The 26,599-nt window shown below is 70.6% G+C and carries 22 protein-coding genes and 2 pseudogenes; 9 read left to right on the top strand and 15 right to left on the bottom strand.

The genetic code is table 11. From position 1 onward, the window contains the following. Positions 1-20: 20 nt before the first annotated feature. Positions 21-653 carry a class I SAM-dependent methyltransferase gene (locus ACZ4UU_RS22395; RefSeq protein WP_471905154.1) on the bottom strand — a complete coding sequence of 211 codons (633 nt, stop codon included), beginning with the start codon at positions 651-653 and terminating at the stop codon, positions 21-23. 139 nt (positions 654-792) lie between these two features. Between ACZ4UU_RS22395 and ACZ4UU_RS22390 the strand changes: the two genes are divergently transcribed. Then, positions 793-930 (top strand): hypothetical protein, encoded by a 138-nt coding sequence (locus ACZ4UU_RS22390; protein WP_471905153.1) that lies wholly within the window; start codon positions 793-795, stop codon positions 928-930. Positions 931-957: 27 nt separating this feature from the next. Here ACZ4UU_RS22390 and ACZ4UU_RS22385 read toward each other — a convergent pair whose 3' ends face one another. Beyond that, positions 958-1,407: a GNAT family N-acetyltransferase gene (locus tag ACZ4UU_RS22385; protein WP_471905152.1), complete on the bottom strand. Its 450-nt coding sequence runs from the start codon at positions 1,405-1,407 to the stop codon at positions 958-960. A gap of 167 nt (positions 1,408-1,574) precedes the next feature. Between ACZ4UU_RS22385 and ACZ4UU_RS22380 the strand changes: the two genes are divergently transcribed. Further along, the gene (locus ACZ4UU_RS22380) at positions 1,575-2,606 is read left to right on the top strand and encodes a lytic polysaccharide monooxygenase auxiliary activity family 9 protein (RefSeq protein ID WP_471905151.1); all 1,032 of its coding nucleotides are present in this window, start codon (positions 1,575-1,577) and stop codon (positions 2,604-2,606) included. Positions 2,607-2,676: 70 nt separating this feature from the next. Here ACZ4UU_RS22380 and ACZ4UU_RS22375 read toward each other — a convergent pair whose 3' ends face one another. Continuing rightward, complete coding sequence (locus ACZ4UU_RS22375; protein WP_471905150.1) at positions 2,677-3,546, bottom strand: esterase/lipase family protein; 870 nt, start codon at positions 3,544-3,546, stop codon at positions 2,677-2,679. A 175-nt stretch (positions 3,547-3,721) separates the two neighbouring features. Further along, a complete protein-coding gene (locus tag ACZ4UU_RS22370) occupies positions 3,722-4,168 on the bottom strand; it encodes a MarR family winged helix-turn-helix transcriptional regulator (RefSeq protein ID WP_471905149.1) in 447 nt (148 codons plus the stop codon). A gap of 109 nt (positions 4,169-4,277) precedes the next feature. Here ACZ4UU_RS22370 and ACZ4UU_RS22365 point away from each other — a divergent pair, with 109 nt between their 5' ends. Then, complete coding sequence (locus ACZ4UU_RS22365; RefSeq protein WP_471905148.1) at positions 4,278-4,652, top strand: cupin domain-containing protein; 375 nt, start codon at positions 4,278-4,280, stop codon at positions 4,650-4,652. Positions 4,653-4,669: 17 nt separating this feature from the next. Here the strand turns inward: ACZ4UU_RS22365 and ACZ4UU_RS22360 are convergent, their stop codons facing one another. Continuing rightward, positions 4,670-5,644, bottom strand: coding sequence for a DNA polymerase Y family protein (locus tag ACZ4UU_RS22360; protein ID WP_471905147.1), 975 nt, complete (start codon positions 5,642-5,644; stop codon positions 4,670-4,672). Then, complete coding sequence (locus ACZ4UU_RS22355; RefSeq protein ID WP_471905146.1) at positions 5,641-9,084, bottom strand: DNA polymerase III subunit alpha; 3,444 nt, start codon at positions 9,082-9,084, stop codon at positions 5,641-5,643. Before ACZ4UU_RS22355 ends, ACZ4UU_RS22360 begins: the two co-directional genes overlap by 4 nt. Positions 9,085-9,260: 176 nt before the next feature. Here ACZ4UU_RS22355 and ACZ4UU_RS22350 point away from each other — a divergent pair, with 176 nt between their 5' ends. Continuing rightward, a complete protein-coding gene (locus tag ACZ4UU_RS22350; protein WP_471905145.1) occupies positions 9,261-10,277 on the top strand; it encodes an ABC transporter permease in 1,017 nt (338 codons plus the stop codon). A gap of 41 nt (positions 10,278-10,318) precedes the next feature. Here the strand turns inward: ACZ4UU_RS22350 and ACZ4UU_RS22345 are convergent, their stop codons facing one another. Beyond that, positions 10,319-11,401, bottom strand: coding sequence for a S1 family peptidase (locus tag ACZ4UU_RS22345; RefSeq protein ID WP_471905144.1), 1,083 nt, complete (start codon positions 11,399-11,401; stop codon positions 10,319-10,321). Between the two features lie 426 nt (positions 11,402-11,827). Beyond that, positions 11,828-12,032: pseudogene (locus ACZ4UU_RS22340) on the bottom strand (SPFH domain-containing protein); the annotation flags it as partial. A gap of 79 nt (positions 12,033-12,111) precedes the next feature. Here ACZ4UU_RS22340 and ACZ4UU_RS22335 point away from each other — a divergent pair. Next, positions 12,112-12,975, top strand: coding sequence for an alpha/beta fold hydrolase (locus ACZ4UU_RS22335; RefSeq protein ID WP_471905482.1), 864 nt, complete (start codon positions 12,112-12,114; stop codon positions 12,973-12,975). On the opposite strand, the gene ACZ4UU_RS22330 is transcribed toward ACZ4UU_RS22335, so the two are convergent. From ACZ4UU_RS22330 to ACZ4UU_RS22320, 3 genes are all read right to left on the bottom strand, one after another. Next, a complete protein-coding gene (locus ACZ4UU_RS22330) occupies positions 12,970-13,734 on the bottom strand; it encodes a hypothetical protein (protein ID WP_471905143.1) in 765 nt (254 codons plus the stop codon). The two genes, ACZ4UU_RS22335 and ACZ4UU_RS22330, sit on opposite strands and share 6 nt — an antisense overlap. Before the next feature lie 71 nt (positions 13,735-13,805). Beyond that, on the bottom strand, positions 13,806-14,711 hold the full coding sequence (locus ACZ4UU_RS22325) for a S1 family peptidase (protein ID WP_471905142.1): 906 nt from the start codon (positions 14,709-14,711) through the stop codon (positions 13,806-13,808). Between the two features lie 255 nt (positions 14,712-14,966). Next, the gene (locus tag ACZ4UU_RS22320; protein WP_471905141.1) at positions 14,967-16,226 is read right to left on the bottom strand and encodes a DUF5685 family protein; all 1,260 of its coding nucleotides are present in this window, start codon (positions 16,224-16,226) and stop codon (positions 14,967-14,969) included. A gap of 322 nt (positions 16,227-16,548) precedes the next feature. On the opposite strand from ACZ4UU_RS22320, the gene ACZ4UU_RS22315 reads away from it, so the two are divergent. After that, a complete protein-coding gene (locus tag ACZ4UU_RS22315; RefSeq protein WP_217209019.1) occupies positions 16,549-16,986 on the top strand; it encodes a cell division protein SepF in 438 nt (145 codons plus the stop codon). A 39-nt stretch (positions 16,987-17,025) separates the two neighbouring features. On the opposite strand, the gene ACZ4UU_RS22310 is transcribed toward ACZ4UU_RS22315, so the two are convergent. Both ACZ4UU_RS22310 and ACZ4UU_RS22305 read right to left on the bottom strand, forming a co-directional pair. Further along, a complete protein-coding gene (locus tag ACZ4UU_RS22310; RefSeq protein ID WP_471905140.1) occupies positions 17,026-18,216 on the bottom strand; it encodes an acyl-CoA dehydrogenase family protein in 1,191 nt (396 codons plus the stop codon). 116 nt (positions 18,217-18,332) lie between these two features. Further along, entirely contained in the window at positions 18,333-19,934 is a 1,602-nt protein-coding gene (locus tag ACZ4UU_RS22305; protein ID WP_471905139.1) for an MFS transporter, read from the bottom strand. Positions 19,935-20,194: 260 nt separating this feature from the next. Between ACZ4UU_RS22305 and ACZ4UU_RS22300 the strand changes: the two genes are divergently transcribed. Further along, entirely contained in the window at positions 20,195-21,385 is a 1,191-nt protein-coding gene (locus ACZ4UU_RS22300; RefSeq protein ID WP_471905138.1) for a mannosyltransferase family protein, read from the top strand. A 237-nt stretch (positions 21,386-21,622) separates the two neighbouring features. Beyond that, positions 21,623-22,660 (top strand): phosphatase PAP2 family protein, encoded by a 1,038-nt coding sequence (locus tag ACZ4UU_RS22295; RefSeq protein WP_471905137.1) that lies wholly within the window; start codon positions 21,623-21,625, stop codon positions 22,658-22,660. A gap of 114 nt (positions 22,661-22,774) precedes the next feature. Here the strand turns inward: ACZ4UU_RS22295 and ACZ4UU_RS22290 are convergent, their stop codons facing one another. Continuing rightward, entirely contained in the window at positions 22,775-22,990 is a 216-nt protein-coding gene (locus tag ACZ4UU_RS22290) for an I78 family peptidase inhibitor (RefSeq protein WP_383421615.1), read from the bottom strand. A 468-nt stretch (positions 22,991-23,458) separates the two neighbouring features. Between ACZ4UU_RS22290 and ctaD the strand changes: the two are divergent. Continuing rightward, positions 23,459-25,033: pseudogene (gene ctaD, locus ACZ4UU_RS22285) on the top strand (aa3-type cytochrome oxidase subunit I); the annotation flags it as partial. Here ctaD and ACZ4UU_RS22280 read toward each other — a convergent pair. Further along, complete coding sequence (locus ACZ4UU_RS22280) at positions 25,032-26,072, bottom strand: helix-turn-helix transcriptional regulator (protein ID WP_471905136.1); 1,041 nt, start codon at positions 26,070-26,072, stop codon at positions 25,032-25,034. The pseudogene ctaD and the gene ACZ4UU_RS22280 sit on opposite strands and share 2 nt — an antisense overlap. Positions 26,073-26,599: the final 527 nt, after the last annotated feature.

Here is a 26,599-nt window from a genome sequence, read left to right as displayed (position 1 = left end):
GCCCTGTCCGGGCGCCCGGGTCAGGCCACCACCGCCACGGTCGCGTACCGCTCGTCGTCCACCGCCCTCCCCCACAGCCGCGCGTCCCCGGACAGGCGCTCCACGCGGAGGTCGTCGGCTAGCGGGGCGAGGAGTGCGGTGAGCCGGTCCGCCGGTATGCCGACCGTCGGCGTGGTGGTGCCCCACACCCCCTCGACCAGCACGAACCGTCCTCCGGGGCGCAGCAGCCCGCGCCAGTGCCGCAGGACCCTGCCGGGGTCGGGCAGCGTCCACAGGACATGGCGGACGAGCACCACGTCGAACCGCTCCTCCCCGACCGGTGGCGCCGCCGCGTCACCGACGAGGAACGCCGCGTCCCGTCCGGCCAGTTTGGCGCGGGCCAGGTCCACCATCGCCGGGGACCGGTCCACACCCGTGACCCGGTGTCCCTGTTCGGCCGCGAGGAGCGACAGGCTGCCGGTGCCGCAGCCGAGGTCCAGCAGGTCGCAGGCGCGCTCGGGCAGCCAGGACCGCAGCCGGGACGCCCAGGCCTGGCGCACCTCGGGGTCGCGCAGGCCGTGGTCCGGCTCGTCGTCGAAGTCCGCGGCGGCCGCGTCCCAGTCCACGTCCAGGCCCGCCTGCGTGCCTGTGATGGCGTGTTCACCGTTCGTCATGGGCCAAGAGTGACACCCGCCACTGACAGTCGGATCGTGACAGCCGCCACTGACAGGACCAGCGGCGATGAGGAACTCTCCCCGGAAGGGTCTACCTCCACAAGAACGAGGAACTCGGTGGGCCCTGAAGGAGGCAGCCATGCTCCGTGTGACCGTGCAGAAGCCCCTGAAGAGGAAGTCTGAGACCCGCCGGGTCCAGGAGGAGGCGGACGAGCGCCCCTCGGGACGACCCGAGGTCCGCAAGGACATCGCGCGCGTCTGGTGGCCGGACGGCTGAGACGCCCGTCGACCCCGGTGAGACACGTCAGTCGAGCCGCTTGCGGTAGTGGACGCGGTCGTACGGCCCGTCCATGCGCCGCTCGATGAGTTCGTAGCCGTACTTCGGGTAGATCTTCTGGTTCTCCCACATCAGCGCGTTCGTGTAGAGCCTGACCTCGGGCAGGCCGAGCGCACGCGCGTGTGCGTCCACGAAGTGCAGCAGCCGCCGCCCCACGCCCCTGCCGTGCGCGTCGGGGTGGACGGCGATGCTGTCGAGGAACAGATGGTCCTCGTGCGCCTCGACCACGACGAGGCCGGTCACGGGATCGCCGGTGACGAACACCTTCCCCTCGGCCACGTTCGCCGCGTGGTCCGCCAGCATGGGCACGGGCGCCCGCCCGATCCGCTCGATGTAGCGGTGATAGGCGGCATCGGTCACGGCCTTCACGGCTGGTGCGTCGGCGGCGACCGCCGCCCTGATGTCGTGGTCCGTCATACCGCGACGGTACCTACCTGATCGCAGTCTCAGCACTCCCTTAAGGCGACCCTAAAGATCGCCATCACCCGCCTCCAGCAGGCGATTTCGCGGTTTCCTCGGGCTAGCTTCTGATCGCCCCCACGGGATTCACCCCACGCGTCAGAACCCCCTTGAGGAGATCTTCCATGCCCGCACGCCGCAAGGCCGCCGCCGTCGCCACCCTCGGCCTGACCCCGCTCGCCCTCACCGCCCTCGCCACCGCGCCCGCCTCCGCGCACGGTTCGATGGGCGATCCGGTCAGCCGGGTCTCGCAGTGCTACGCGGAGGGTCCGGAGAGCCCGAAGTCCGGCGCGTGCAAGGCGGCGGTCGCGGCGGGCGGTACGCAGGCGCTGTACGACTGGAACGGCATACGCATCGGCAACGCGGACGGCCGGCACCAGGAGCTGATCCCGGACGGCAAGCTGTGCAGCGCGAACAGCGAGGAGTTCAAGGGCCTCGACCTGGCCCGCGCCGACTGGCCGGCGACGAGCGTGAGCAGCGGGTCGCACACCTTCAAGTACCGCGTGACCGCACCGCACAAGGGCACTTTCAAGGTCTACATCACCAAGGCCGGATACGACCCGACGAAGCCGCTGGCCTGGGACGACCTGGACCTGGCGAACCCGGTGGCCACGGCCACCGACCCGGCGGCCACGGGCGGCTTCTACACGTTCTCCGGAACGCTGCCCCAGCGTTCCGGCAAGCAGTTGCTGTACGCGGTCTGGCAGCGCTCGGACAGCCCGGAGGCCTTCTACTCCTGCTCGGACGTGGCGTTCGGCGGCGCTGACACCGGCGGCTCGGGCAACGGCTCCGGCAGCACCGACGACTCCGGCTCCGGCTCCGACAGCGAGGCGGCCGCCCCCGCCCCGAGTGCCTCCGCGCCCTCCGAGGAGCAGATCGAGGCCGGCGCCGACCAGTCGACGATCGAGCACCACGGCCACGGTGACCAGGACGCCAGTACGTCGGCGGAGCCGGTCGCGGCGGCCGACGAGGAGGGGTCCGGGTCCGCCCCGGCCAACCGGCCGAAGGCAGCCGGCGCCACCGAGAACCTCGCGGAGACCGGCGGTGACAGCGGTACGGCGTATCTCGCGATGGGCGGTGCGGCGACGCTCGCGCTCGGTTCGGCGGTCCTGTTCGCGTCGGTGCGCCGACGGGCGGCGGGCGGCGGACGCCGCTGACGCAAGGCTCCGGGGTCTGACCGGCGGCTCAGGCCGGTCAGACCCCGGTGGTGTTCGGTCGCGCAGTCGCTCAGCCGACCACCGACGCACAGGTGGTCGGCGTCGCACGCGCCGGGTCGAGCGCGTTGGTCACCTCGTGGAAGGCGATCCGGTCGGTCAGGCCCAGAAGCGCGTGCTCGGACAGATCGACCGCGCACTTGTCCTGGATCAGGACGTTCTTCACGTCGGGCCCGTTCAGGAACTGGGTCCGCCAGGGCGTGACCACCTCGTCGTACTTGGTGGCGATGACGGTGTAGCGGACGCCGGGGACGGTGTCGCCGCCCGCGTTGAGCTTGGTCATGAACTCGGATCCGACGACCTGCTGGGCGAGGGCGGGGGTGGCGGCGCTGAGCAGGTCCTCGGCGCCGGGGAAGTACGGCAGCAGGTTGGTGAGCCCCGCCAGGGTGGTGCCGTGGTTGTTGGGAGCGATGCCGACGAGGGCGTTCACCTTGGCGGCACCGCCGAGGAACTTGAGGTAGTAGCGGGGCATCATGCCGCCCTGCGAGTGACCCACGAGGTCGGCCTCCGCGGCGCCGGTGGCGGCGAGGACAGTGTCGATGTAGGTCGACAATTGCCCTGCCGACTTGTCTATGGGGCCGAGGGCGTGGAAGAAGGGCACGCCCGGCAGTTGGCCGTAGTCGAGGGAGAAGACGCAGTAGCCGCGGTTCACCAGATAGGGCGCGAGGCCCAGCCAGTTGTCGACGGAGTTGGCGAAGGTGCCGTGCACGAGGACGACGGGGCGGGGGTGGGCGGCGGAGGGCTTGCAGGAGTAGTCGTTCCAGCCGCTGTGCGAGGTCGCCGTCGCTTCGGCCGCCTGGGCGGTGGTGGCGGGGACGACGGCGACCGCGGTGGTCAGCAGCAGCGCGGCGACGGGTCTGAGCGCTCGTTTCCAGGGCAGCATCGGGTGATCTCCTTGCGGCTCAAGGGGAGGTGCGACGGCCTTACGCCCTGTGATCCGGATCACGAGGATGCTGTTCACTCGTCAAGTTACGGGCGAGTAGTAGACGTGTGAAGTTACGCGTCAGTAAAAACTTCCAGTGATAGTAAGGGGCGGATTCACAAGCCCTGATGAACCGTCACCAAGCAGGCCTGATAGGCCCATGGGGCGCAATACGCCCCAACCTCCCGAGCAGCGACCGCACTTCGCCCTCACCGAGCACGTCCACCCAGCCTCGGACGGCATCCGCGGCGGCCTCCTCGGCGGCACGCGTGCAGGCCCACCCCTGCTCGGTGAGCACGACCAGCCGGGCCCGCGCGTCACCGGGATGCGGTCGACGCTCGGCATATCCCTTGCGCACGATCTCGTCGACGAGCTGACTCGCGGCCTGCTTGGTCACACCGAGGTGGACGGCGAGGTCGGTGACCGTCGCGCCGTCCGGGGCCAGCCTGGCGAACGCGAACCCGTGCGCGGGCCGCACCCCCTCGAAGCCGCGGGCGACCACGCCGTCGTTGATGCGCTGCGTGAGCTCACCGGCGACGGCGAGCAGGGCGGCGGACAGGGCCATGGCTTCGGAGTTCTGCACGGTGGCATTGAAACACCCTTGACGAATTAGTCAAGCGGCTTGACCATAGCCTCATATGGTCAAGCTGCTTGACCATTTGCCATCTCGCCGTCCACGCCAGGAGGCACCCATGCCCGTAGTCCGCGCGTCCGAGGCAGTCACCCATGAGATCCACGGGGCCCGCTTCGTCTCCTACGCCACCCCGCTGACCGGCAGCAAGGAGCTGTGCGCCTGGCGCGGCGAGATCCCCGCGGGGACCAAGGCGCCGGCCCACACCGTGAACCGGGAGGAGATCCTCCATCTCCTCGACGGCGAGCTGCTGGTCACGCTCGACGACCGCACCGACCGGATCACGGCGGGCGACACCCTGATCATCAACCCCGGAGCGACCCTGACCGTCGAGAACCCGACCGACCGGACCGCGGTCACCTGGGTCACCACCTCCATCGGCCTCACAGCCGAACTGGCCGACGGCACCCGCGTCACACCCCCGTGGGCCAACTGACCTCGGCGCACGGGGAACTACGCGGCGAGCGATCCCGGCATCACCGCATGCGGCCCGAACTTCGCCCGCGCGCGGTCCGCGACCTCCTCCAGGCGGCGGGCCTTCTCGTCGAGCGGGTCGAAGGTGAGCTGGTAGGAGGCCTGCTCGGCGGGGTCGAGCCCCTCGGCGCGCAGGGCCAGGGCACGCACGCGGGCGCGCTGGAGGCCGAGGGCCTCGTACATGCCGTACGCCACCCTGGTCAGCGCCGCCGAGTGGGCCGTCGGCTCCTTCAGGGTGCGGCTGCGGGTCGTGGAGGAGCGGTCGGCGTAGCGGACGGTGAGGGTCAGGGTGCGGCAGATCTTGTCCAGGGCGCGCAGTCGGCCGCCCAGTTCCTCGGCGGCCGAGAGCAGGGCGCGGCGATGCCGGTCGGCGTCCAGCTCGTCGCGGGCGAAGGGGCGTTCGGTGGCCAGCGAACGGGAGACGGCGTTCGGGACGACCCGGCCCCGGTCGATTCCGTTCGCCTTCTCGCGCAGCTCACGCCCGGCCTTCGCGCCGACCAGCCGCTGGAGCGTGGACAGCGGCGCGGCGGCGACCAGGCCGAGGGTGTCGAGGCCGTACTCGCACAGGGTGCGGGCGGTCGCGGCGCCGACTCCGGGCAGCGCGGCGACGGGCTTGTCGGCGAGGAACTCCGCGATGGCGTCCGCCTCCTCGGGAACGGCACAGGTCACCCCCGGCCGGGCGTCCCGCAGCGCCACGCGGGCCAGCATCGGCCCCGGCCCGGCGCCGATCGCGCAGTCGATCCCGTGGTGGGCGAGGGCGCGCACCCGGATCACCGACGCCAGCTCGAGCGCGTCGCGCCCGAAGTACCGCTCGGCGCCCCGCAGATCGGCCAGCGCCCCGTCGGGCGCCAGGGCCTGAACGACCGGCGTGAAGTCCTCCAGCAGTCCGAGCAGCCCCGGCAGGGCCGTCTCGTCCGTCGGCGGCAGCTGGAAACGTACGCAGAGGATGGTCATCCCGCACTCCCCGGACTCTGGTGCCACAACTTCCGTACCCGTGAGGGCTCTTGACCCGCCGGTCGCAGATCGGCCCACGGGTGCATCTCGTATCCGGTCGGCATGTGGATGCGCCGACCGTGCGTCGGATCGTCTCCGTCCCCCTCGGCCACGGGCGCCGCCAGCCGCGCCGCCACCACGTCGAGGCCGCCCTCGGCGCGCAGCTCGACCAGCTCGGCGAGGTTCCAGGCGGCGGAGCCCACCACGCTCAGACTGCGCGGCCCCCGCCGCTGCACGACCCCGCGCACCAGCAGCAGCCAGGAGTGGAAGACGGTGTGGGCGCACGCGTCGTGCGAGTCGTCGAAGAAAGCGAGGTCGACCAGGCCCGTCCCGTCGTCCAGCGTGCTGAAGACGACCCGCTTGCCGGACCGGATCGGCGGCGTCTGGGTGGCCGCCTTGGCCCCCGCGACCAGCACGGTCTCGCCGTGCCGGGCCTCACGCAGCCGCCGCGCGCTGACCACGCCCAGCTCGTCCAGGAACTCCCGGTGGTCGTCCATCAGATTGCGCGAGGCGTCCATGGACAGCACGCCCAGCTCGGCGCTGAGCCGTTCCTCCGAGCTGAGGTCGGGCAGCCCGGCCGCCGCCGTCTTCCGCCCGCCGGCCAGCGGGAGCTGTCCCCCGCCGCCGCTCCGGGCGCCCCGGTGCAGCTCGGTCAGATGCAGTTGCAGATCACGCCGGTTGGCCCCGAAGGCGTCCAACGCGCCGACCTGTGCGAGCCGCCCAGCGAGCGGACGACTGGGCCGCCCGCGCTCCCAGAAGTCGAGCAGCGAGGCGTACGGCTGCCCGTCCGCGATCCGCGCCGCCTCGGCCTCACTGATGCCGTACACATCGGAGAGGGCGAGCCGCAGCCCCCAGACGCCTCCCGACCCCCCTGATTCAGACACCAGTTCGATCCGATGGGCGACCCCCGACACGTTCACGTCCAACGGCAGGATCGGCACCCCACGCCGCCGCGCGTCCGCCAGCAGCAGCCGCTTCGGATACATCCCGGGGTCATGGGTGAGCAGCCCCGCGTAGAAGGCGGCCGGGTGATGGGCCTTCAGCCAGGCCGACTGATAGGTCGGCACCGCGAAGGCGACCGCGTGCGCCTTGCAGAAGCCGTACGACCCGAAGGCCTCGACGATCTCCCAGGTCCGCCGGATGGTCTCCGCGTCGTACCCACGCGCCGCCGCGTGCTGCGCGAACCACACCTGGATCCGCCCCTGCGACTCGGGATCCGACAAACCCCGCCGCACCCGGTCCGCCTCGTCCCGCCCGCACCCGGTCATGATGTGCACGATGTCGATGATCTGCTCATGGAAGACGACGACCCCGTACGTCTCCCGCAGCGGCCCCTGAAGATCCTTGTGCGGATAACGCACCGGCGCCCGCCCGTGCCGCGCCTCGATGAACGGCCGCACCATGTCGGCGGCGACAGGACCGGGCCGGAAGAGCGAGATGTCGACGACAAGATCATGGAAGGTGGCCGGCTGAAGCCGCCCGACCAGGTCCCGCTGCCCCGGCGACTCGATCTGGAAGCACCCGAGCGTCTCCGTCGAACGAATGAGCCGGTACGTCTCCGGGTCGCCGTCCCCCCGCTCGAAGTCGAGCGCGTCCAGATCGATCCGCTCCCCCGCGACCCGCTCCACCTCCGCGACCGCGTGCGCCATCGCCGACTGCATCCGCACGCCCAGCACATCGAGCTTGAGCAGCCCGAGGTCCTCGACGTCGTCCTTGTCGAACTGCGACATGGGCAGGCCCTCGCCGCTGGTCGGCATGACGGGCGTACGGGACAGCAGGGAGGCGTCGGACAGCAGCACCCCGCACGGATGCATGGCGATCCCCCGCGGAAGGGCGTCGAGCGCCTCGACCAGCTCCCACAGCTCCCCGTACTTCTCCCGCTCCCCCGCCAGTTGCCTGAGCTCGGGCAGCTCGTCCAGGGCCGCCCGGGCGTCCCTCGCCCGGATGTGCGGGAAGGACTTGGCGACGCGGTCGATGTCGGCCGGGTCCATGGACAGGGCCGCGCCCACGTCCCGGATCGCATGCCGCACCCGATAGGTCTCCGGCATCGAGACGGTCGCGACCCGCTCGCTCCCGAACCGGTCGATGATCGCGCGATAGACCTCGAGCCGCCGCGCGGACTCCACGTCGACATCGATATCCGGCAGCACCGGCCGCCGCTTGGACAGAAAGCGCTCCATCAGCAGCCCGTGCTCCACGGGATCGGCGTGCGCGATACCGAGCAGATGATTGACGAGCGACCCCGCGCCGGAGCCACGGGCGGCCACCCGGATCCCCATCCTCCGCACATCGTCAACAACCTGAGCGACCGTCAAAAAATAAGAAGCGAAGCCGTGATGGGCGATGATGTCCAGCTCCTGGTGCATCCGCTCCCAGTACGTCCGCCGGCCGTCATAGCCGCGCCGCACCATGCCCGCCACCGCCCGCGAGGCGAGCGCCCGCTGGGCGGTGCGCTGCCCGGCCCCGACGAGATACGGCTCGGGGAAGTGGACGGTGCCGATACCGAGATCGTCCTCGGGATCGACGAGACACTCGGCGGCAGTGGCCCCGGTCTGCTCCAGCAACCGGTGCGCGGTATCGCGCCGAAAACCCGCGGCCTCGACGACCCGCTCGGCGACCCGCGCCATCTCCCCCGCGCCCTTGAGCCAGGCCTCACCGGAGTCCAGTTCCTTGGTGGGGTCGATGGGCACGAGCCGACGCGCGGCGTCCAGCACATCGGCGACCGGCCCCAGCCCGGGATCCGCGTATCGCACGGCATTGCTCAGCACCGGCCGCACCCGCTGCTCGGCGGCGAAGCCCACGGTACGGGCGGCCAGCCGCAGCGACCCCGGCCCGGTGCCCTGACGCCCGTGCCATACGGCCTCCAGCCGCAGGGAGTCCCCGTAGACCTCCCGCCAGGGCTCGAGCAGCCGGGCCGCCCGATCGGGACGCCCGGCGGCCAGCGCACGCCCCACATCGGACTCGACACCGAGCAGGACGATCAGCCCGTCCCCCCGGTTGTCCCCCCGAGGCAGCAGCGGCGGTCCCTCACCGGCGTGCGCGGCCGAGACAACCCGGCACAGATCGGCCCACCCCCGGCCCCCGTCCCGGGCGAGAAAGGTGACCCGAGGCGCCGACTCGTCGACAAAGGCACCACCTCGCACCGGAGCCCGCCGCCGCCCCGCCCCCGAGCCCCCGGACACGAACTCCTCCACGGCCAGCTCCACACCGAACAACGGCCGCACCCCCGCCGCCGCACAGGCCTTGGCGAACCGAACCGCACCCCCGAGCGAGTCCCGGTCAGTAAGAGCCAGGGCATCCATCCCCCGCTCGGAGGCGCGCTCGGCCAGCCGCTCCGGGTGCGAGGCGCCGTACCGCAGGGAGAACCCGGAGACGGTGTGCAGATGCGCGAACCCGGACACACGCACCTCCCGACTCGCACTCCGAGACCCGGCCGGACACCGACTCTCGAACATCAGTTCCCAATGCCCCCACCCCCACCATAGACCATCTCGAGACCGTTTCTCGAACATCCGTGCGACATCCGTTCGGCCGCCTCCCACCTGCGCAAACGCCCCGAGCCCCCGACCGTGGGGGCATGACCCCCAGCCCCTTCCTCGCCGAAGTGAAGGACGCCGTCACCCCCCGGGCCACCCTGCTCGTGACCGGCGTGGTCGCCCTCGCCCTGCTCTTCATCGCCTCCTACGTGGGCGCCCTCCACGACCCGAAGCCCAGGAACGTCCCCTTCGGCGTCGTGGCCCCCGAGGTGGCCGCCCGGCAAACGGTGGACCGTCTGGAAGGCCTGCCCGGCGACCCCCTGTCCCCCCGCACGGTGCCCGACGAGGAATCAGCCCGCCGCCAGATCCTGAACCGCGACATCGACGGCGCCCTCCTGGTCGACCCGACCGGCACCACCGACACCCTCCTGGTCGCCACCGGAGCCGGCAGGGTCCTGGCCACCACCCTGGAAACGCTCCTCACCACCCTGGAGAGATCCGAGGCCCGCACCCTGCGCACCCTCGACGTGGCCCCGGCCGACCGTCACGACGCCAGCGGCCTCACGTCCTTCTACGTGACCGTGGGCTGGTGCGTGGGCGGCTACCTCTGCGCATCGATCATGACGATCAGCTCGGGCGCCGGCCGCCCCACCACGAGACGCTCGCTGATCCGCCTCATCGCCATGGCCGTGGTCGCCCTCGTAGCCGGACTGGGCGGCGCCCTCATCGTCGGCCCCGTCCTGGGCGCGCTCCCCGGCAGCATCGCCGCCCTCTGGGGCGTAGGCGCCCTGATCACCTTCGCGGTAGGCGCCGCCACCCTCGCCTTCCAGGCCATCTTCGGCCTGGCCGGCATCGGCCTGGTCATCCTGATCATCGTCATCCTGGGCAACCCCAGCGCGGGCGGCGCCCTCCCACCCCCACTCCTCCCCCCGTTCTGGCGAGACATCGGCCCAGCCCTGCCCCCGGGCGCGGGCACCTGGACAACCCGCTCGATCGCCTACTTCAAGGGCAACGACACAACCCCCTCCCTCCTGGTCCTCTCGGCATGGGCAGCAGCGGGAACAGCGATCACCCTCCTGGCGGCAGCGCTGCGCGGCACACGAAAGTCCCGCCCCTGACACACAGGGGCGGGACTTCACGGCGAACAGCCGACGACCCGTCAGCCGATCTCAGTACCCGTGGCGGACAACGCCTCGGTCACCGGCTGGAAGAACGTCTCCCCGCCGGAGGTGCAGTCACCACTGCCACCGGACGTCAGCCCGATCGCCTTGTCACCGGAGAACAGCGACCCACCACTGTCACCCGGCTCGGCGCAGACGTCCGTCTGGATCAGCCCGTTGACGATGTCACCGTTGCCGTAGTTCACGGTGGCGTCCAGGCCGGTGACCTTGCCCTCGTGCACCTGGGTGGTCGAACCGCTCCGCGTGACGGCCATACCGACGGTGGCCTCGGCGGCACCACTGATGGCCTGCGAGGAGCCGTTGTAGAGGTTGACCTCGCTCGGGTGGTCGACCTCGGCGGTGTACTTGACCAGCCCGTAGTCGTTGTCCGGGAAGCTGGAGTCCGCGTTGGTGCCGATCGCGTTGCCGTCCGCGTCCGACCACTCCGTGATGCCCTCGGTGCAGTGCCCGGCGGTCAGGAAGAACGGCTCGCCGCCCTTGACGACGTTGAAGCCGAGCGAGCAACGCCCGCTGCCACCGGTGATGGCGTCACCACCCGCGATGAAGGGCTTGAACTCCCCCTTCGTCCGCTTGAGTTCCGCCGTGGCACCCAGCCCGTCGACGACCTTGCCGAGCTTGGCCCACTCGGCGTCGGACACCGTGCGGTCGGCGGTGACGACCACCTTGTTGGTCGCCGGGTCCGTCACCCACGCGGTGCCGGGAATGGTCGCGTCCTGCTTGAGCGTCGTACGCGCGCTCTTCAGTTCGGCGAGCGAGTTCTCCACGACTCTGGCCTTGGCGCCGGCCGCCTCGACGGCGTCGGCGGCGGCCTCGTCGAGGACGTTCACGACAAGGTTCTTGGTCTGCGCGTCGTAGTAGGTACCCGCGGCGTCCCCGCCGAGGTCCTTCGCGAGCGTCGAGGCGAGCTTTCCGGCCGCGCCGACCGAAAGGATCTTCGGTGTCGACGCCTCGGGCGTCTCACTCGCGTTCGCAGTCTGCAAGGTCACGCCTGCGGCGACCAGTGCGGCGATACCCGCACCTGCCACGGCTGCACGCCGCTTGGGTATGCGTCGGTGCTTCAACTCACGTCCTCCTGTGGGGGGTCGGCCCGAAAGGTTGTGGGGACCTCGTCGGACCGGAAGGCGTACGGCCACGGGGGCGACACACAACAAAAGCCGCACCCGCACCGGTTGAACAACGCTCACTATTCCGAGACCCCGGGGGAGCGCACAAGGTCGACTTCCGGACGCGCGTAGAACACGGTTGCACGCCCCCGCCACCTTGACCGTGCACAGTCATACGGGGTCTCTTCACACAGCAAACACCGCAAGCGAGCGAACCATACGCAACGCGTGAGGTCTACTCCTGTCTCAAAATCGACCCTTCGGAATCCGATTCCAAGCGCGGCTCAAGAGGCGGAACTTCACTCTTCGCGGGCGGCGCCGCCACAGACGACCACTCCCCGGAGCCCACCACCGCTGCGCCTCTTTCTCCAGAAACCGCAACAACTCAACCGGAATCGGAAGCGCCAACGTGGAGTGGATCCGCATGTTCACTTTGCGGCGGCTTGTCCACACCCGGCACGATCACCGTGAACCCGGGTCCGCGCACTTGGGCCGGAGCCTGCCGAGGCGGCAGACCACGCCTCGTTCGTACGGCTTGACGACCCGCGCCGGTCGTCACGTACACCGCACCGGGGGCCGCATGAAGCACGCCAGGTGTGTACTTCGACGGTGACTCCGGGATGTACACGAAGGGGAGACGGAGGACTCAGGTGGTCGACAGGGTAAGGATGCGGGACGGCCGGTGGCTGACGGTCGAGGAACGCGGCGATCCGGACGGCACGCCGGTGGTGCTGCTGCACGGCACCCCCGGCTGCCGGGTCGGAGTAGCGCCCGAGGACGTCGTGGCCGCGTGTCCGGGGATACGGTTCATCGCCTACGACCGCCCCGGATACGGAGGTTCGGACCGCCTGCCGGGCCGCAGGGTGGCCGACGCCGCCCGCGATGTGGAGGAGCTGGCGGACGCCTTCGGGCTCGACCGGTTCGCCGTCCTCGGCCGCTCGGGCGGCGCCCCGCACGCGCTGGCCTGCGCCGCGCTACTGCCGGCGCGGGTGCGGCGGGCGGCGGCGCTCGTGTCCCTCGCACCGCCGGACGCGGAGGGGCTGAGCTGGTTCGAGGGGATGGCCCGGTCCAACGTCGAGGAGTACACCCGGGCACTGACCGACCCGCTCGGCTTCGCCGACCGGCTCGCCGCCCGCGCCGCCGCCATCCGCAGGGATCCCGCGCAACTGCTGGTGTCCATCCGCGACGGGCTCACCGACGCCGACCGGCGGATCGTCTCGACGCCGGCCGTCGGGGAGATGCTGCTGCGCAACTACCGTGAGGCGTTGCGCGCTTCGGCGTACGGCTGGCTCGACGACAACCTCGCCATGCTCAGCGACTGGGGCTTCGATCCGGCCACCGTCACCAGGCCGGTCCTGCTGTGGCACGGCGCCCTGGACACGTTCTCACCGGTGAGTCACTTCAAGTGGCTCGCGGCCCGCGTCCCCCGCGCCCGTCCCGTTCTGGAGCCGGACGCGGGCCACTTCGGGGCGCTGGAGGCCCTTCCCGCCGTACTCGACTGGCTGCGCGCGACACCGGCGCCCGCGTCATGACCGCGGCCTCGCACGGTACCGGTTTCGGCCACCTCGTGACGAGGACCGCTGAGGGCGGACGCGCGGCCGGTCCATACGGGCGCCCCGCATCAGGTCCATGGTCCGCTCATGGCTGTCGCCCACGGCGTCGACCACCCGCAGCCGCAAACGCAGCTGGTCGATCTCGTCGACGAACCGCTGACCGTACGCTCCCGCCCGCATCCCACCGCCCCCCAGAGGGAACCCCGCACCGGTCTGCCACTGGTAGTAGTCCTTGCCCTGCACCAGCCCCCGGCCCGCGAGTGACTCCAACAGCCCGGCGTGGCCGGTCCACTCGCCCGGTTCCCCACCGCGCGGCACGAAGCAGTACTCCACCACCTCCACGACCACGTGCTGGGAGCCGCCGTTCAGTACCTCCACGGTCCAGGCCGACTCGTCCGGACCGAGGTCGCCGGCTGTCCAGGTGGAGCGCCAGCCCAGCGCGGGCCGCACGGTCCGCCCGTACTGGGCCCGGCCGAACACGGCGGCGAGCGCGACAGCCAGCAGGCTGCCCAGAGGATTCATGTCCATCAGGCGCAGGCGCCAGGGCCACTGCTGGCTCGCCGTGCCGGTCACGTTCGACCGCACGATCTCCCACAGCAGCACCAGTGTCAGCAGGATCAGCAGCACGAGCGGCGCCACGAACAGCAACGGGCTGCGCCGGACCCGCCGTTGCCGGTCGTCGAACTCCAACTCCGCTCCCTCCCCCGTGATCAGGCCGACAATAGCGAGCCCCCGCACGGCGGTTGCGTGCGGGGGCTCGCCTGCTGCCGGCTGCAGATCAGGTCAGGTGCCGAGGTACGGCGCGAACGTCAGTAGACGCTGACGCCGTACGCGCTCAGTGCCTCGGTGACCGGCTGGAAGAAGGTCGTGCCACCGGAGGAACAGTTGCCGCTGCCGCCGGAGGTCAGACCGTACGCGGTGCCGTTGCTGCCGTAGAGCGAACCACCGGAGTCGCCGGGCTCGGCGCAGACGGTGGTCTGGATCAGACCGCCGACGACGTCGCCGCCGCCGTAGTTGACGGTGGCGTTCAGGGCGGTGACCCGGCCGCTGTGCGTACCGGTGGTGGAGCCGTCACGGATGACGGTAGTGCCCACGCTGGGCGTGGCCGCACGGGTGATGTCCACGCCGTTCGCGGTGCCGGGCCGGCTGACGGAACCGGAGTACCGCACGATGCCGTAGTCGTTGCCCGGGAAGCTGGAGCCGGCGGTCGTGCCGATGACCTGGGTGCGGCCGGAGTTGGAGTACCAGGTGCCCGCGCCGTCGGTGCAGTGGCCGGCGGTCAGGAAGTACTGGTTGCCGCTGCTGTCCTGGACGTTGAAGCCGAGCGAGCAGCGCCAGCTACTCGCATAGATGGCGTCGCCGCCCTGGATGAACTTGCTGAACTTGCCGGGGACCTTCTTGATGGTGAGCGCGTCGGCGTCCGCCCCGGCCTGCTGCTTGATCTTCGCTATCTCCGCCTGGGAGACCGTGGAGTCGACGGTCACCATGACGCGGTTGGTCTTGCTGTCGACGGCCCAGGCGGTGCCGGGGACGTCGGCCTTCAGCACGGAGCCGCTGACGCTCTTGAGCTCGGCGGCGCTGAAGGTGGCGGGAGTCTCCGCGGCGGTCGCGTTGGGGATCGCGATCGCGGCTGCGGCGACGAGGCCGGAGGAAACGGCGATCAGCCGGGTCCGTCTCGTAATGCCACTGCGGGGGGTGGTGCGCTTGATCCTCACTTTTCGTTCCCTCCAAGGGAAGTCGGGGGCCCGCGTGGGGTCGGGGCCCGTGAGGCGCAGTCAGCCGGCCGATCGTCTCCGGATTCCGAACACGTCGTGCCCCTGACAAGCGCTGAGGGGGAGTATTCGGCCGAACGGCCGGTTGGCGCAAGAGCGCCTTTCGGCCGTCAACTTTTGAACCACCTGTAGGTTCTGGCCATCAGCCCCCGCTCAGCGACGCCCTTCTGCCCGCCCCGCACACCCCAAGCGGAACACCTAGCAACCGTCGCAAGGGCAACAGCAATCGCACCCGTCGCAGTCACGGCAGCAGCCCTCACGCTTCTTGCGCGACCACGGCCCCTCGTACTCCTTCGCACAGCACAGCTTGCAGGTGCAGCACAGCAGCCAGAACATCCCGCAGCCGGCCCAGAACCCACGCCGCCCCTTCGGCGGCTGGGGCGCCGGCACCCCTCCGAACCCGCCGAAGCCGCCCCCGCCTCCGCCGGACACACCCCCGCCGCCTCCGCCGGGCGCACCCCCGCCACCCGCGTACGGGTTCCCGCCGGCATACGGATTGCCACCACCGGCGTACGGATTCTGCGGTGCCCCGTACGGCCCCTGACCCTGCTGCGGGGGCTGCCCGTACGGCCCGGGCCCCGGCTGATGGGACGCGCACGCGGGCACCGTGCCGAAGGCGCGGTCCACCGAGCGCCGCAGTTCGTGCACGAGCAGCAGGTGCGCGAGCGCCGCATCCGCGAACTCGACCTCGCGCAGGGCCAGCCGCACACCCTGCACGGCGTCGTCCGCGAGCCGTCGCGCCTCGGCGAGCGGGGTACCGGTCGCGGTGAGCGGGTTCCACGCGCCCGACTCGGCGTCGGCCGCCCGGTCCTCCACGGCGTCCAGGAGGTGGGCCAGCCGTCCGAAGAGGCGCCCGGCCTCGGCGAGCGGCTCGGCGTTCTGCGGCCGTCCGGCCAGGATCGCGGTGTGCGCGAAGGCGGCGGCCGTCGCCGTCTCGGTCGGTTCGGTCACGGCGAGGATCGACGTCCCGAGCCCGGCGAGCGTCTCGATGCCGACCTGCCGGTCCACGGCGTCGACGAGTACGGCGGTGTCGAACCCGACGGCCGAGCCGCTCCGGGCGCCCGCCGCACCCCAGCCGGCTGCCACCCGGCGCGCGGCGAGCGCCACCGGCTTACGGGCCAGCAGCCCGTCGCCGTCGGCCATATGGTCACGCACCTTGGCCGAGGCCAGCACCAGCGAGACGGCGGCGGCCAGCCGGGCGCCCTCGCCCTGCGCGACGGACGCGGTGCGCATACCGCGCAGCGGGCACGGTCCGGCCGTACGCCGCAGTCCACTGTCCTGGCCCGCCTGAGCCTCTGTCAGAACGGAGATGAGAAGGCCGTCGTAGTTCGTCACGATCCGCGCGAACTGGCCGTGGTCTGAGCGCAGCGCGAGGCACAGCCCGCACAAATGCGCCATCCACTGGCCGGTGAGCTTCTCTCCCAGTCGATGACGGCAGGGCCTGACCATTCCGAACATGACGTTCCCCCGAGGTTCTTACGGCGTACTCATGACGCTGAGCTGCCGCATCGTACCGAGCGGAGTAGTGAACGCCATGACGGGCTCGTTCACCCGTACGCACCTCACATCACCCATACGCCGTGAAGAATCATATTTCACTCACAGTCAGCAGCCGTACGTGGCATGCCCCTTGGGGTACACGGGCTCTCGACGTATTCGCTGTGCACCAGTACCGTCACAAACCCCCCGCGCGGCGTCTATCCACTTGGCGAGACGTCCGCATCATGGATGACCATAGGGATGCGGAATGTAAGAGAGACCGCTGTGAGAGGAGGCGTCCATGGGATCGGTGCGCAAGGCGAGTGCCTGGCTGGGCCTCGTTGACGACAACGATGACGAGCGTTATTACGACGACGACTACTCCGAAGGGACCGAGCCCGGGGATGCCTGGGTCACCGATCCGCGGGTCAAGGTGGCCACGGACGTCGCCGAGGAGAAGGGCCGCCGCATCGGCACGGTCACTCCGGACAGCTTCCGGGACGCCCGCGCCATCGGCGAGCTGTTCCGGGACGGGGTCCCGGTCATCATGAACCTCACGGCCATGGAGCCCGCGGACGCCAAGCGTGTCGTCGACTTCGCGGCGGGCCTCATCTTCGGTCTGCGCGGCTCGATCGACCGTGTGTCCAACCGCGTGTTCCTGCTGACCCCGGCCGACACGGAGATCATCAGCGGTGAGCGCGCGTCTCACCGCGAGGACGGCTTCTACAACCAGAGCTGAGGCAGGGCCGTCCACCGGCCCTGCCCCCTCCTGACGGGTTCACCGGAAGGCGTCGAGTCCGGTGAGCGCCTTGCCCAGCACGAGCTGGTGCATCTCGACGGTGCCCTCGTAGGTGAGCACCGATTCGAGGTTGGTCGCGTGCCGCATCACGGGGTATTCGAGCGAGATCCCGTTGGCACCGAGGATCGTCCGGGACGTACGGCAGATGTCGATGGCCTCACGGACGTTGTTGAGTTTGCCGAAGCTGACCTGCTCGGGGCGCAGGCGGCCGGCGTCCATCCGCCGCCCCAGATGATGGGCGAGCAGAATCCCCTTGTGCAGTTCGAGCGCCATGTCGGCGAGCTTGGCCTGGGTGAGCTGGAAGCCCCCGATCGGCCGGCCGAACTGCTCCCGCGTCCTCGCGTAGTCGACAGCGGCCTCGAAACAGGACCGCGCCGCCCCCATGGCACCCCACACGATCCCGTACCGCGCGTGCGAGAGACAGCTGAGCGGCCCCTTGAGCCCCACGACCTCCGGCAGCACGGCATCGGCGGGCAGCCGTACGTCGTCGAGGACGAGCTCACTGGTGACGGAGGCGCGCAGCGACAGCTTGTGCTTGATCTCGGGAGCGGAGAAGCCGGGGCTGTCGGCCGGCACGACGAACCCGCGGATCCCCTCCTCCGTCTGCGCCCACACGACGGCGACCCCGGCGACGGACCCGTTGGTGATCCACATCTTCCGCCCGCTGAGCACCCAGTCGGCGCCGTCGCGCTTGGCGTACGTCCGCATGGACGCCGGGTCGGACCCGTGGTCGGGCTCGGTCAGCCCGAAGCACCCGATCACCTCACCGGAGGCCATCCGCGGCAGCCACGCCTGCTTCTGCTCCTCGCTGCCGAACCGGTGGATGGCGTACATGGCGAGGGAGCCCTGCACGGAGACGAGGGACCGGATCCCGGAGTCGGCGGCCTCCAGCTCCAGACAGGCGAGCCCGTACTGCACGGCGGAGGCCCCGGCACATCCGTACCCCTCGAGCGACATCCCGAGGGCACCGATCTCCCCGAGCTCCCGCGCGAGTTCCCGGATCTCCGGCAGCTCCCCCTTCTCGTACCACTCGGCGACATACGGCACCACCCGATCCGCCGCCCACGCCCGCACGGTGCTCCGGATCGCCAGGTCCTCGGGCTCCAGGAGGTCGTCGATGCCGAGGGGATCGGCGGGGTCGAACGGGGGCAACTTCGAGGACGCGGACATGGGACACCCTCCGGGAAGGATTAAAACTAGCGCCGCTAGTTACGACTCTGGGCAGACGCTACGACGCAGTGTCCCCCGCGTCCAGTACGACCCCACACCGCAGGAGAAGGCTTTGGTCAAGCGGAGACGCGGGACTCCACGACTTCCCTCGGCTTGGGCAGCTCCACCGCAGGCGCCTCACACTGCATCACCCGCGGCAACCGCAACGCCATCGCGGCCCCCAGCAGCAACAACCCCGCACTCACCAGCAACGTCACATGCAGCCCGTGCACAAAACAGTCCCGAGCCGCCCGCTGCAGAGCCACCCCCGCGGGCCCGCCCAGCCGCGCAGCGACCTCGTACGCCTCACCCAGCGAATGGGAAGCCGCAGCGGAGGCCGACGCCGGAACACCCGACACGTCCGCCAGCCCGGGGGCATACGCCGCGTTCATCACGCTGCCCAGCAGTGCGATGCCGATGCCGGCGCCCAGCTGGTACGAGGTCTCGCCGATCGCGGCCGCCCCGCCCGCCTGGTCCTGCGGAGCCTCGCTCAGCATCGACTCGTACGCCCCGAAGAGCGTCGTCTCCAGCCCGAAGCCCAGCAGCACGAACCCGGACAGCAGCAGCCCGGGGTTGTCCTCGCCGCCCATCGCCGTCAGCAGCAGCACCGCGACGGCCGTCAGCACGAACCCGGCGCACACCATCCGCCGCGGCCCGAACCGGCGCAGCAGCCGGGCGCCCGCGAGCCCGGCCGCCATCGCCGCGAACGTCAGCGGCAGCAGCCGTAGCCCCGTCTCCAGCGGCGAGAGTCCCAGCACCAGCTGCAGATACTGCGCCGCGATCAACTCGAGCCCCACGAGCGCGAGCATCGCCAGCACGATGCACCCGACCGAGGTGCTGAACGCCGGCCGCGCGAACATCCGCAGGTCCACCAGCGGAAACTCCCGGCGCCGCTGCCGCCGTACGAAGAGCACCAGCAGCGCCGCGCCGACCACCAGCGGCACCAGGGTGAGCAGGCTCGCCACCTGCTCCCCGCCGCCGAGCCGCTTGACGCCGAGCACCATGCCGAACAGCCCGGCCGCCGCCATCAGCGCGCCGACGACGTCCCAGGGGCCCTTGCCGTCGCCCTTGGACTCGGGCAGCAGCAGCCGTCCCACCGGGAGGCTGACCAGCATCAGCGGGATGTTGACGAGGAAGACCGAGCCCCACCAGAAGTGTTCGAGGAGGAAGCCGCCGAGCAGCGGTCCGACGGCCGCGCCGACCGCGGCGACGGCGCTCCAGATACCGATGGCGAGGGCCCGTTCACGCCGGTCGGGGAAGACCTGGCGCAGGATCGACAGGGTCGCGGGCATGATCATCGCGCCGCCGACACCGAGCAGGGCGCGGGCCAGGATCAGCACCTGTGGATCGTGCGCGAGGGCGGCGAGGCCGGAGGCGAGGCCGAAGAGGCCGTAACCGAGCAGCAGGACGCGTCTGCGGCCCACCCGGTCGCCGAGGGTGCCGAAGAGGATCAGCAGCGAGGCGCAGACGAGTGGATAGATGTCGACGATCCAGAGCAGCTCTATCGCGCCGGGCCTGAGGTCCTCGGTGACGGCGGGCACAGCCACGTGCAACACGGTCGCGTCGACCGCGACGAGCAGCAGGCTGACACAGAGGACGACGAGGACGACCCAGCGGTTTGCACCGGCCCCGGCCGCCCGACGGCGCAGCCCAGCGGCAGCCGTGGTCGTCCCGGACATGTACGTACCTCCCAGATTTTCCCTCGCCCCCGGCGGTCACACGGGGTGGGGACTCCCCGTGGCCCGGCCGGAGAGGAGCGGTGGTCTCCGGCCCACGCGACGAAGGGCGAGTGACTCGTCAGAGTACGCGAGTCCGTCTCGGCGCCGAGTGGCGGACCTCTCACACCTCCGCGGAACAAGTGTGGCGTACGCCACTCACGCCTCCTTCCGTCGCGCTCCCGCCGACCTCGACGTTCGCCCCGAGCCGGATAATCGGGCCCGTGACCGATCTTGCGACGCGCGTGACCCCGGCCCGTTCCGAGGCGCTGCGCCGGGCCGCCCCGGCGCTCCTCGGGTATGCGGCCGTACGCGCCCTCGGCCTGCTCGTCCTGGCCCTGTGGAGCGCGGTGCGCGACAAGGACGCGTACACCCTGCTGACCGCCCGCTGGGACGCGCTCTGGTACACCAGGATCGCCGAGCTGGGGTACGGCTACGAGGTGCGGCTGCCCAACGGCGACGTGCACTCGAATCTCGCGTTCTTCCCGCTGCTGCCCTGGCTGGAGCGGCTGGTCGCGGAGGTTTCCCCGCTGTCGTACGCCGACGGCGGCTTCGTCGTCAGCCTGCTCGCCTCGCTCGCCGCGGCCTGGGGGATCTTCGCGGTGGCGGAGCACGTGTACGGCCGTCGCGTCGGCGTGTGCGCGGTCCTGCTGTGGGCGGTCCTGCCGGTCGGGATCGTGCAGTCGATGGCGTACAGCGAGTCACTGTTCACGGCGCTGGCCGCCTGGTCGCTGTACGCGGTCCTGACCGGCCGCTGGATCACGGCGGGCGCCCTGGCCCTGCTGACCGGGCTGACCCGTCCGGTGGGGCTGGCCGTGGTCGCGGCGGTGTGGGCGGCGGGCATCGCCTCGTTCGCGCGGGACCGCGGGGCGGGCCGGGCACCGGGCGCGGACGGCGCGGGACTCCTCCTCGGTGTTCCGGTGCGCCGCGTACTCGCGATGCTGCTCGCCCCGCTCGGCGCCGCCGCCTATGTCCTGTGGGTCGGCCACCGCACCGGCAAGGGTCCGCTGGGCTATCTCGACGTCCAGGCGGGCTGGCGCAACGGTTTCGACGGCGGATACGCCTTCGCCCGGTTCGTCGCCGAAAAGTTCACGTCGTTCCCGTCGGCCCTGGCCGGGGTCGGACTGCTGGTCGGCGTCGGCCTGGTGGTCTGGCTGTATGTGGTCTGCGTACGGCAGCGCCAGCCGTTGCCGCTGCTGGTGTACGCGGGTGTCGTCACCGCGCTCGCCCTGTGCGCGTCGAGCTACTTCGGCTCGAAACCGCGCCTGCTGCTGCCCGCCTTCCCGCTCCTCCTGCCGCTCGCCCGGTCCCTCGCCGGGCTGCGTACCCGCAGGTCGGCGCTGGTGGTGGGTGCCGTGGCCATGGCCTCGGCGGCGTACGGGGGGTTCTGGCTGAACGGCAGCGGTCCGCCCTGACCGTCGGTGAGCCCCGGGAAGCTCCGGGGGAATTCCGCATTATGAGCCGGTGAACAAATCTAAAAGCGCGATAAACGCCCGGTCCGGAATGATCAAAGGAATTGAAGGCCACCGTCTCCGGCGATTGCGCATTCGCTCGAAATAAACCCCCTCCTGAGAGGAATCCCACATCACATCGTCATCACAAAGCCGGTGAATCGACCGGGATCCGAGCTCACTCGCTGTAACGTCGATTGGGTGCGTACCAAACCGAAGCCCACCCGTCTGGACCGGGTGTTCGCCAGACTTGATCGTGAGCCGGAACGGCCGGCCCACATCAGTGTGCCGACGATGAGCCGACACCGGATCGTGCTCCTCGGCGCGACCCTGGCCTTCTACTCGGCCATCGTGTGGGCCGTCGTCATCACCTCCTGGCTGGTCCGGCTGGACTGGCAGGTCATGTTCTTCCGGCCCTACCAGCAGTGGGCGGAGATCCACGCCTTCGTCGACTACTACGTGGTGCTCGGCCAGCGCGGCCCGACCGCCGTGATGGTCGCGGCATGGCTCGGCTGGCGCTCCTGGCGGCAGCACACGCTGCGCCCGTTGCTCGCGCTCGGCGTCTCGCTGCTGCTGCTGAACGTCACGGTCGGCGCCGCCAAGATCGGCATGGGCCGCCTCGGACCGCACTACGCGACGACCGTCGGCTCCAACGAGATGTGGCTGGGCGGCGATATATTTCCCAGCGGCCACACCGCCAACGCCGTGGTGACCTGGGGAATCCTGGCCTATCTGGCCTCGACCCCGAGAGCGCGCCGCTGGCTGTCGGCCCTGTCGGCGGTGACCTCGCTGGGCGTGGGCCTGTCCACCGTCTACCTCGGTACGCACTGGCTGAGCGATGTGCTGCTGGGCTGGGCCGCCGGCCTGCTCATTCTGCTCGCCCTGCCCTGGTTCGAGCCGCTGATCGCCCGGTCCGAGGCCTTGATCTTCGACCTGCGCGACCGCTGGCGCGAGCGCCGGGCCGGCGCGGTGGCGGTGCCGACCGCCCCGGTCGAGGCTCCGGTGCTGCTCAAGCCGCGCCCGGTGGTCGCCGAGGACGAGGCCGCCGCCCGCGAGACGGCCCCCGCGGCCCACTCGCCCCGGGCGACCGTCCATTCGCCCGCCTACCTGGCGCCCGGCCCGCACACGGCCCGCGCGGAGCGGACTCCGGTGACCCCGGCCGGCAGCCGCCGCCCGCCGCACACGGACCGCATCGCGCGCGGCGCGCCCCAGGCGGCCCGCCCCCTCACGGGCGGCTGACCGCCCGTACGGCGGGGTTCGGTACGCACACCCACCCCGTCCGCCCGCACGGTGCGGACGAAGGCCCAGGCTCCTCGACAGGAACCGGGGCCTTCGCCCGTTCCTCGGCCTCTGTCAGCCTTTCCAGGCCCGCGCCACCTGACCGTCCTTCACCTCGAAGTTCAGGCGACCGCTCCGGTACTCCATGGTGATGATCGCCCCCGGCGGCAGCGAACGCACCGTCGACCACCCTCGGTCACGGGCGAGTCGCTCGGCCCGGTCGGCGTCCAGACCGACGTATGCATCCGGGTTGTCCTGCGGTTCGGCGGGGGGTTTCGGAATGGGTGCCATGCCGCCACGCTAGGGCCTGCGCGAGGGTTCGGGCCAGAGCGGACAGAGAACCTTTGTAGCTGCCATCCAGGTCGCACGTACCTCTGGGGTCACGCTTTCGTCACAGAATCACGACACGCGTTTCGGCCACTCTTCGTCACACGGACGGGCGGTTCCCTAGGCCTTCCGCAGGCATTCGATCGTAATTCCCGCGTGTCGCGCCGACCCGGCCAATAGCACGGGGAAAAGTTCCCGGGGAACTGCCGCCGCCCCCTTTTCCCGCCGCCGTGACAATGACTGCCGCCGCGGCGGGCGTACGGGCCGCGCGATCCGATGCCGCACAGAAAATACATGGTTCCGACATAGAAACCCCGTACGCCCCCTGTCGGAGCACCGTCGACGCGAGCATCATGGCGTGGGCTCGCGTCGGCGCGTGCGGCGCGGGCTTCAGCGGGCCCGGGGCGCGACGAGCGAAGGGGCGAGCGAGCGATGGGGACGCAGACCGTACCGGCGACGGCACGACCCATGCGAAGCAGACAGCCGGGCGGCCGAGTGGTCGTCGACTGGCTGACCACGACCGACCACAAGAAGATCGGCCATCTCTACCTGATCACGTCGTTCCTGTTCTTCCTGGCCGGCGGTGTCATGGCGCTGGTGATGCGGGCCGAACTGGCTCGGCCGGGCATGCAGTTGCTGAGCAACGAGCAGTTCAACCAGCTGTTCACCATGCACGGGACGATCATGCTGCTGCTGTTCGCGACCCCGACCTTCGCGGGCTTCGCCAACGAGCTGATGCCGCTCCAGATCGGCGCGCCGGACGTGGCCTTCCCACGGCTGAACATGTTCTCGTACTGGCTGTTCCTGTTCGGCGGTCTGATCGTGATGGGTTCGCTGATCGTGCCCGACGGACCGGCCTCGTTCGGGTGGTTCGCGTACGCGCCGCTGAACAGCCTGGAGCGCTCGCCCGGCATCGGCCCCGACCTGTGGATCATGGGCCTCGCGCTGGCGGGCTTCGGCACGATCCTCGGCGCGGTCAACTTCATCACCACGATCATCGGGATGCGCGCCCCCGGTATGACGATGTTCCGGATGCCGATCTTCGTGTGGAACACGCTGTTCACGTCGATCCTGATCCTGATGGCGTTCCCGGTGCTGGCCGCGGCCCTGCTGGTGCTGGAGGCGGACCGCCGGTTCGGCTCGGTGGTGTTCGACGCGGGCAACGGCGGGGCGCTGCTGTGGCAGCACCTGTTCTGGTTCTTCGGGCATCCGGAGGTGTACATCATCGCGCTGCCGTTCTTCGGCATCATCAGCGAGATCATCCCGGTCTTCTCGCGCAAGCCGCTGTTCGGCTATCTGACGCTGGTCGCGGCGACGATGGCGATCACCGGTCTGTCGATCGTGGTGTGGGCGCACCACATGTTCGTCACCGGCGCGGTGCTGCTGCCGTTCTTCTCCTTCATGAGCTTCCTGATCGCGGTGCCCACGGGCGTGAAGTTCTTCAACTGGACCGGGACCATGATCAAGGGCTCGCTGTCCTTCGAGACACCGATGCTGTGGGCGACCGGCTTCCTGGTGACGTTCCTGTTCGGCGGGCTGACCGGGGTGATCCTGGCGTCGCCGCCGATGGACTTCCACGTCTCCGACTCGTACTTCGTCGTCGCCCACTTCCACTACGTCGTCTTCGGCACGGTCGTCTTCGCGATCTTCGCCGGGTTCCACTTCTGGTGGCCCAAGTTCACCGGGAAGATGCTCGACGAACGGCTCGGCAAGATCCACTTCTGGACGCTGTTCGTCGGCTTCCACACCACGTTCCTGGTGCAGCACTGGCTGGGCGCGGAGGGCATGCCACGCCGGTACGCCGACTATCTGGCGGCCGACGGCTTCACGGCACTGAACACGGTCTCGACGATCGGCGCGTTCCTGCTCGGCCTGTCGACGCTGCCGTTCCTCTACAACGTCTGGAAGACCGCCAAGTACGGCAGGAAGGTCGAGGTCGACGACCCCTGGGGCTACGGCCGCTCCCTGGAGTGGGCGACCTCCTGTCCGCCTCCGCGGCACAACTTCAACGCGCTGCCGCGGATCCGCTCCGAGTCCCCGGCGTTCGACCTGCACCATCCGGCGCACGCGTTGGAGGCTCCACAGCCCGAGCCAAAGAGCGAGCAAGCAGGCCGTGAGCCGTCCTGATCCTCGCCACGAGCTCGGCCGGTTCCAGGACCTCGAACTCGAAGCCCATCAGCATCACATGGATCACCATCACGTCGAGACTTCCGGCGCCGGTGCGCAGCAGGCAGCTGTCGGGACCGTCCGCCTCCAGCTGCCCGTCCGACGGTGAGATGTGCTCGGCGGCCTCCTCCAGGGGCACCAGCAGCCGGATGACGGCATGCGAGGCGTACGCGCGCGTGGAGACGCCCTGGGAGACGTACGCGGCGAGGTCCTCGGCGGGCGGGGTGCGCGGCGTGAAGCGCGGGCCGTGCGGTGGCTTGGGCGTGATGCGGTCGACACGGAACGTACGCCAGTCCTCGCGGTCGAGATCCCAGGCGACCAGGTACCAGCGGCGCTCGCTGCACACCAGGCGGTGCGGTTCGACGGTACGGCGGGTGGGGGCGCCCTCGTGGTCGCGGTACTCGAACCTGAGGCGCTCGGAGTCCCGGCAGAGGTTGGCGAGCTCGGTCAGGACGGCCGGGTCGACGGTGGAGGGCTGGGGACCGCGCAGCATGGGCACGGTGAAGGCGTTGAGGGCGCCCACGCGGCGGCGCAGCCGGTTCGGCAGGACCTGCTCCAGCTTGGCGAGGGCCCGTACGGAGGTCTCACCGATGCCCTCGATGCCGTGGCCCGCGGCGGTGCGCAGCCCTACGGCCACGGCCACCGCCTCGTCGTCGTCCAGCAGCAGGGGTGGCAGCTCGGCGCCGGCGCCCAGTTGGTAGCCGCCGCCGGTGCCGGGGCTGGCGTTGACCGGGTAGCCGAGTTCGCGCAGGCGGTCGACGTCGCGGCGCACTGTGCGGGGCGTGACGCCGAGGCGTTCGGCGAGCTGGGCGCCGGACCATTCCCGGTGGGACTGGAGGAGGGAGAGCAGTCGCAGGAGCCTGGCGGAGGTGTCCAGCATGATCCCAGTCTGCCAGTCGCCTAATGGCTCGGGGGTACGGATATCGCGGGCGGGTGCGGGCTCGTAGGGGTTGATCGCGCAGTTCCCCGTGCCCCTGAGGGCGTTGTCGCTAACCGGCATTCGACGCTGAGGTTTCCCTGGCGGGTCCGGTACGGGACCCGGGAGGCCAGGGAGTGCACCTTCATCGCGCCCGGTGCCAGGCGGTGCGGCTCGCCCTCCGTCACACTCGCGTACGCGTCCCAGTGGCCCTCCGGCAGGGCGACGCTGCTGGGCAGGGCGGCGCGCAGGCGGCCGGTGGTGGCAGGGGGCAGCGGGAGGCTGACCTCCTCGTGGCCCTCGCGGTGGCGCAGCACGAGGTGGGCCGCCTCGGTCGTCCCGGCCGCCGTGACGTCGAAGGTCAGTCCGCCGGCCGAATCCGCGATGCAGTCGGCGCGCAGGGGTGAGGCGTGCGACACGGGCGTCATGCGCGCGGTACCTCCCTGGGCTCGCTGCTCGGTCCACTCCCTGTTCTGCTGCGTCAGTTGGAC

The organism is Streptomyces sp. NPDC028907 (assembly GCF_055564995.1).
Note: the sequence above shows the minus strand (reverse complement) of the source record. Positions and strands in the feature narration are given on the sequence as shown.

Excerpts from the sequence above, each read along its gene's own strand:
- ACZ4UU_RS22335 (WP_471905482.1), top strand. The coding sequence starts at position 12,112 with ATGCGGGACGGCCGGTGGCTGACGGTCGAGGAACGCGGCGATCCGGAC.
- ACZ4UU_RS22395 (WP_471905154.1), bottom strand. The coding sequence starts at position 653 with ATGACGAACGGTGAACACGCCATCACAGGCACGCAGGCGGGCCTGGAC.
- ACZ4UU_RS22390 (WP_471905153.1), top strand. The coding sequence starts at position 793 with ATGCTCCGTGTGACCGTGCAGAAGCCCCTGAAGAGGAAGTCTGAGACC.
- ACZ4UU_RS22310 (WP_471905140.1), bottom strand. The coding sequence starts at position 18,216 with ATGTCCGCGTCCTCGAAGTTGCCCCCGTTCGACCCCGCCGATCCCCTC.
- ACZ4UU_RS22290 (WP_383421615.1), bottom strand. The coding sequence starts at position 22,990 with ATGGCACCCATTCCGAAACCCCCCGCCGAACCGCAGGACAACCCGGAT.
- ACZ4UU_RS22315 (WP_217209019.1), top strand. The coding sequence starts at position 16,549 with ATGGGATCGGTGCGCAAGGCGAGTGCCTGGCTGGGCCTCGTTGACGAC.
- ACZ4UU_RS22320 (WP_471905141.1), bottom strand. The coding sequence starts at position 16,226 with ATGTTCGGAATGGTCAGGCCCTGCCGTCATCGACTGGGAGAGAAGCTC.
- ACZ4UU_RS22350 (WP_471905145.1), top strand. The coding sequence starts at position 9,261 with ATGACCCCCAGCCCCTTCCTCGCCGAAGTGAAGGACGCCGTCACCCCC.
- ACZ4UU_RS22375 (WP_471905150.1), bottom strand. The coding sequence starts at position 3,546 with ATGCTGCCCTGGAAACGAGCGCTCAGACCCGTCGCCGCGCTGCTGCTG.
- ACZ4UU_RS22280 (WP_471905136.1), bottom strand. The coding sequence starts at position 26,072 with ATGCTGGACACCTCCGCCAGGCTCCTGCGACTGCTCTCCCTCCTCCAG.
- ACZ4UU_RS22385 (WP_471905152.1), bottom strand. The coding sequence starts at position 1,407 with ATGACGGACCACGACATCAGGGCGGCGGTCGCCGCCGACGCACCAGCC.
- ACZ4UU_RS22360 (WP_471905147.1), bottom strand. The coding sequence starts at position 5,644 with ATGACCATCCTCTGCGTACGTTTCCAGCTGCCGCCGACGGACGAGACG.
- ACZ4UU_RS22305 (WP_471905139.1), bottom strand. The coding sequence starts at position 19,934 with ATGTCCGGGACGACCACGGCTGCCGCTGGGCTGCGCCGTCGGGCGGCC.
- ACZ4UU_RS22365 (WP_471905148.1), top strand. The coding sequence starts at position 4,278 with ATGCCCGTAGTCCGCGCGTCCGAGGCAGTCACCCATGAGATCCACGGG.
- ACZ4UU_RS22380 (WP_471905151.1), top strand. The coding sequence starts at position 1,575 with ATGCCCGCACGCCGCAAGGCCGCCGCCGTCGCCACCCTCGGCCTGACC.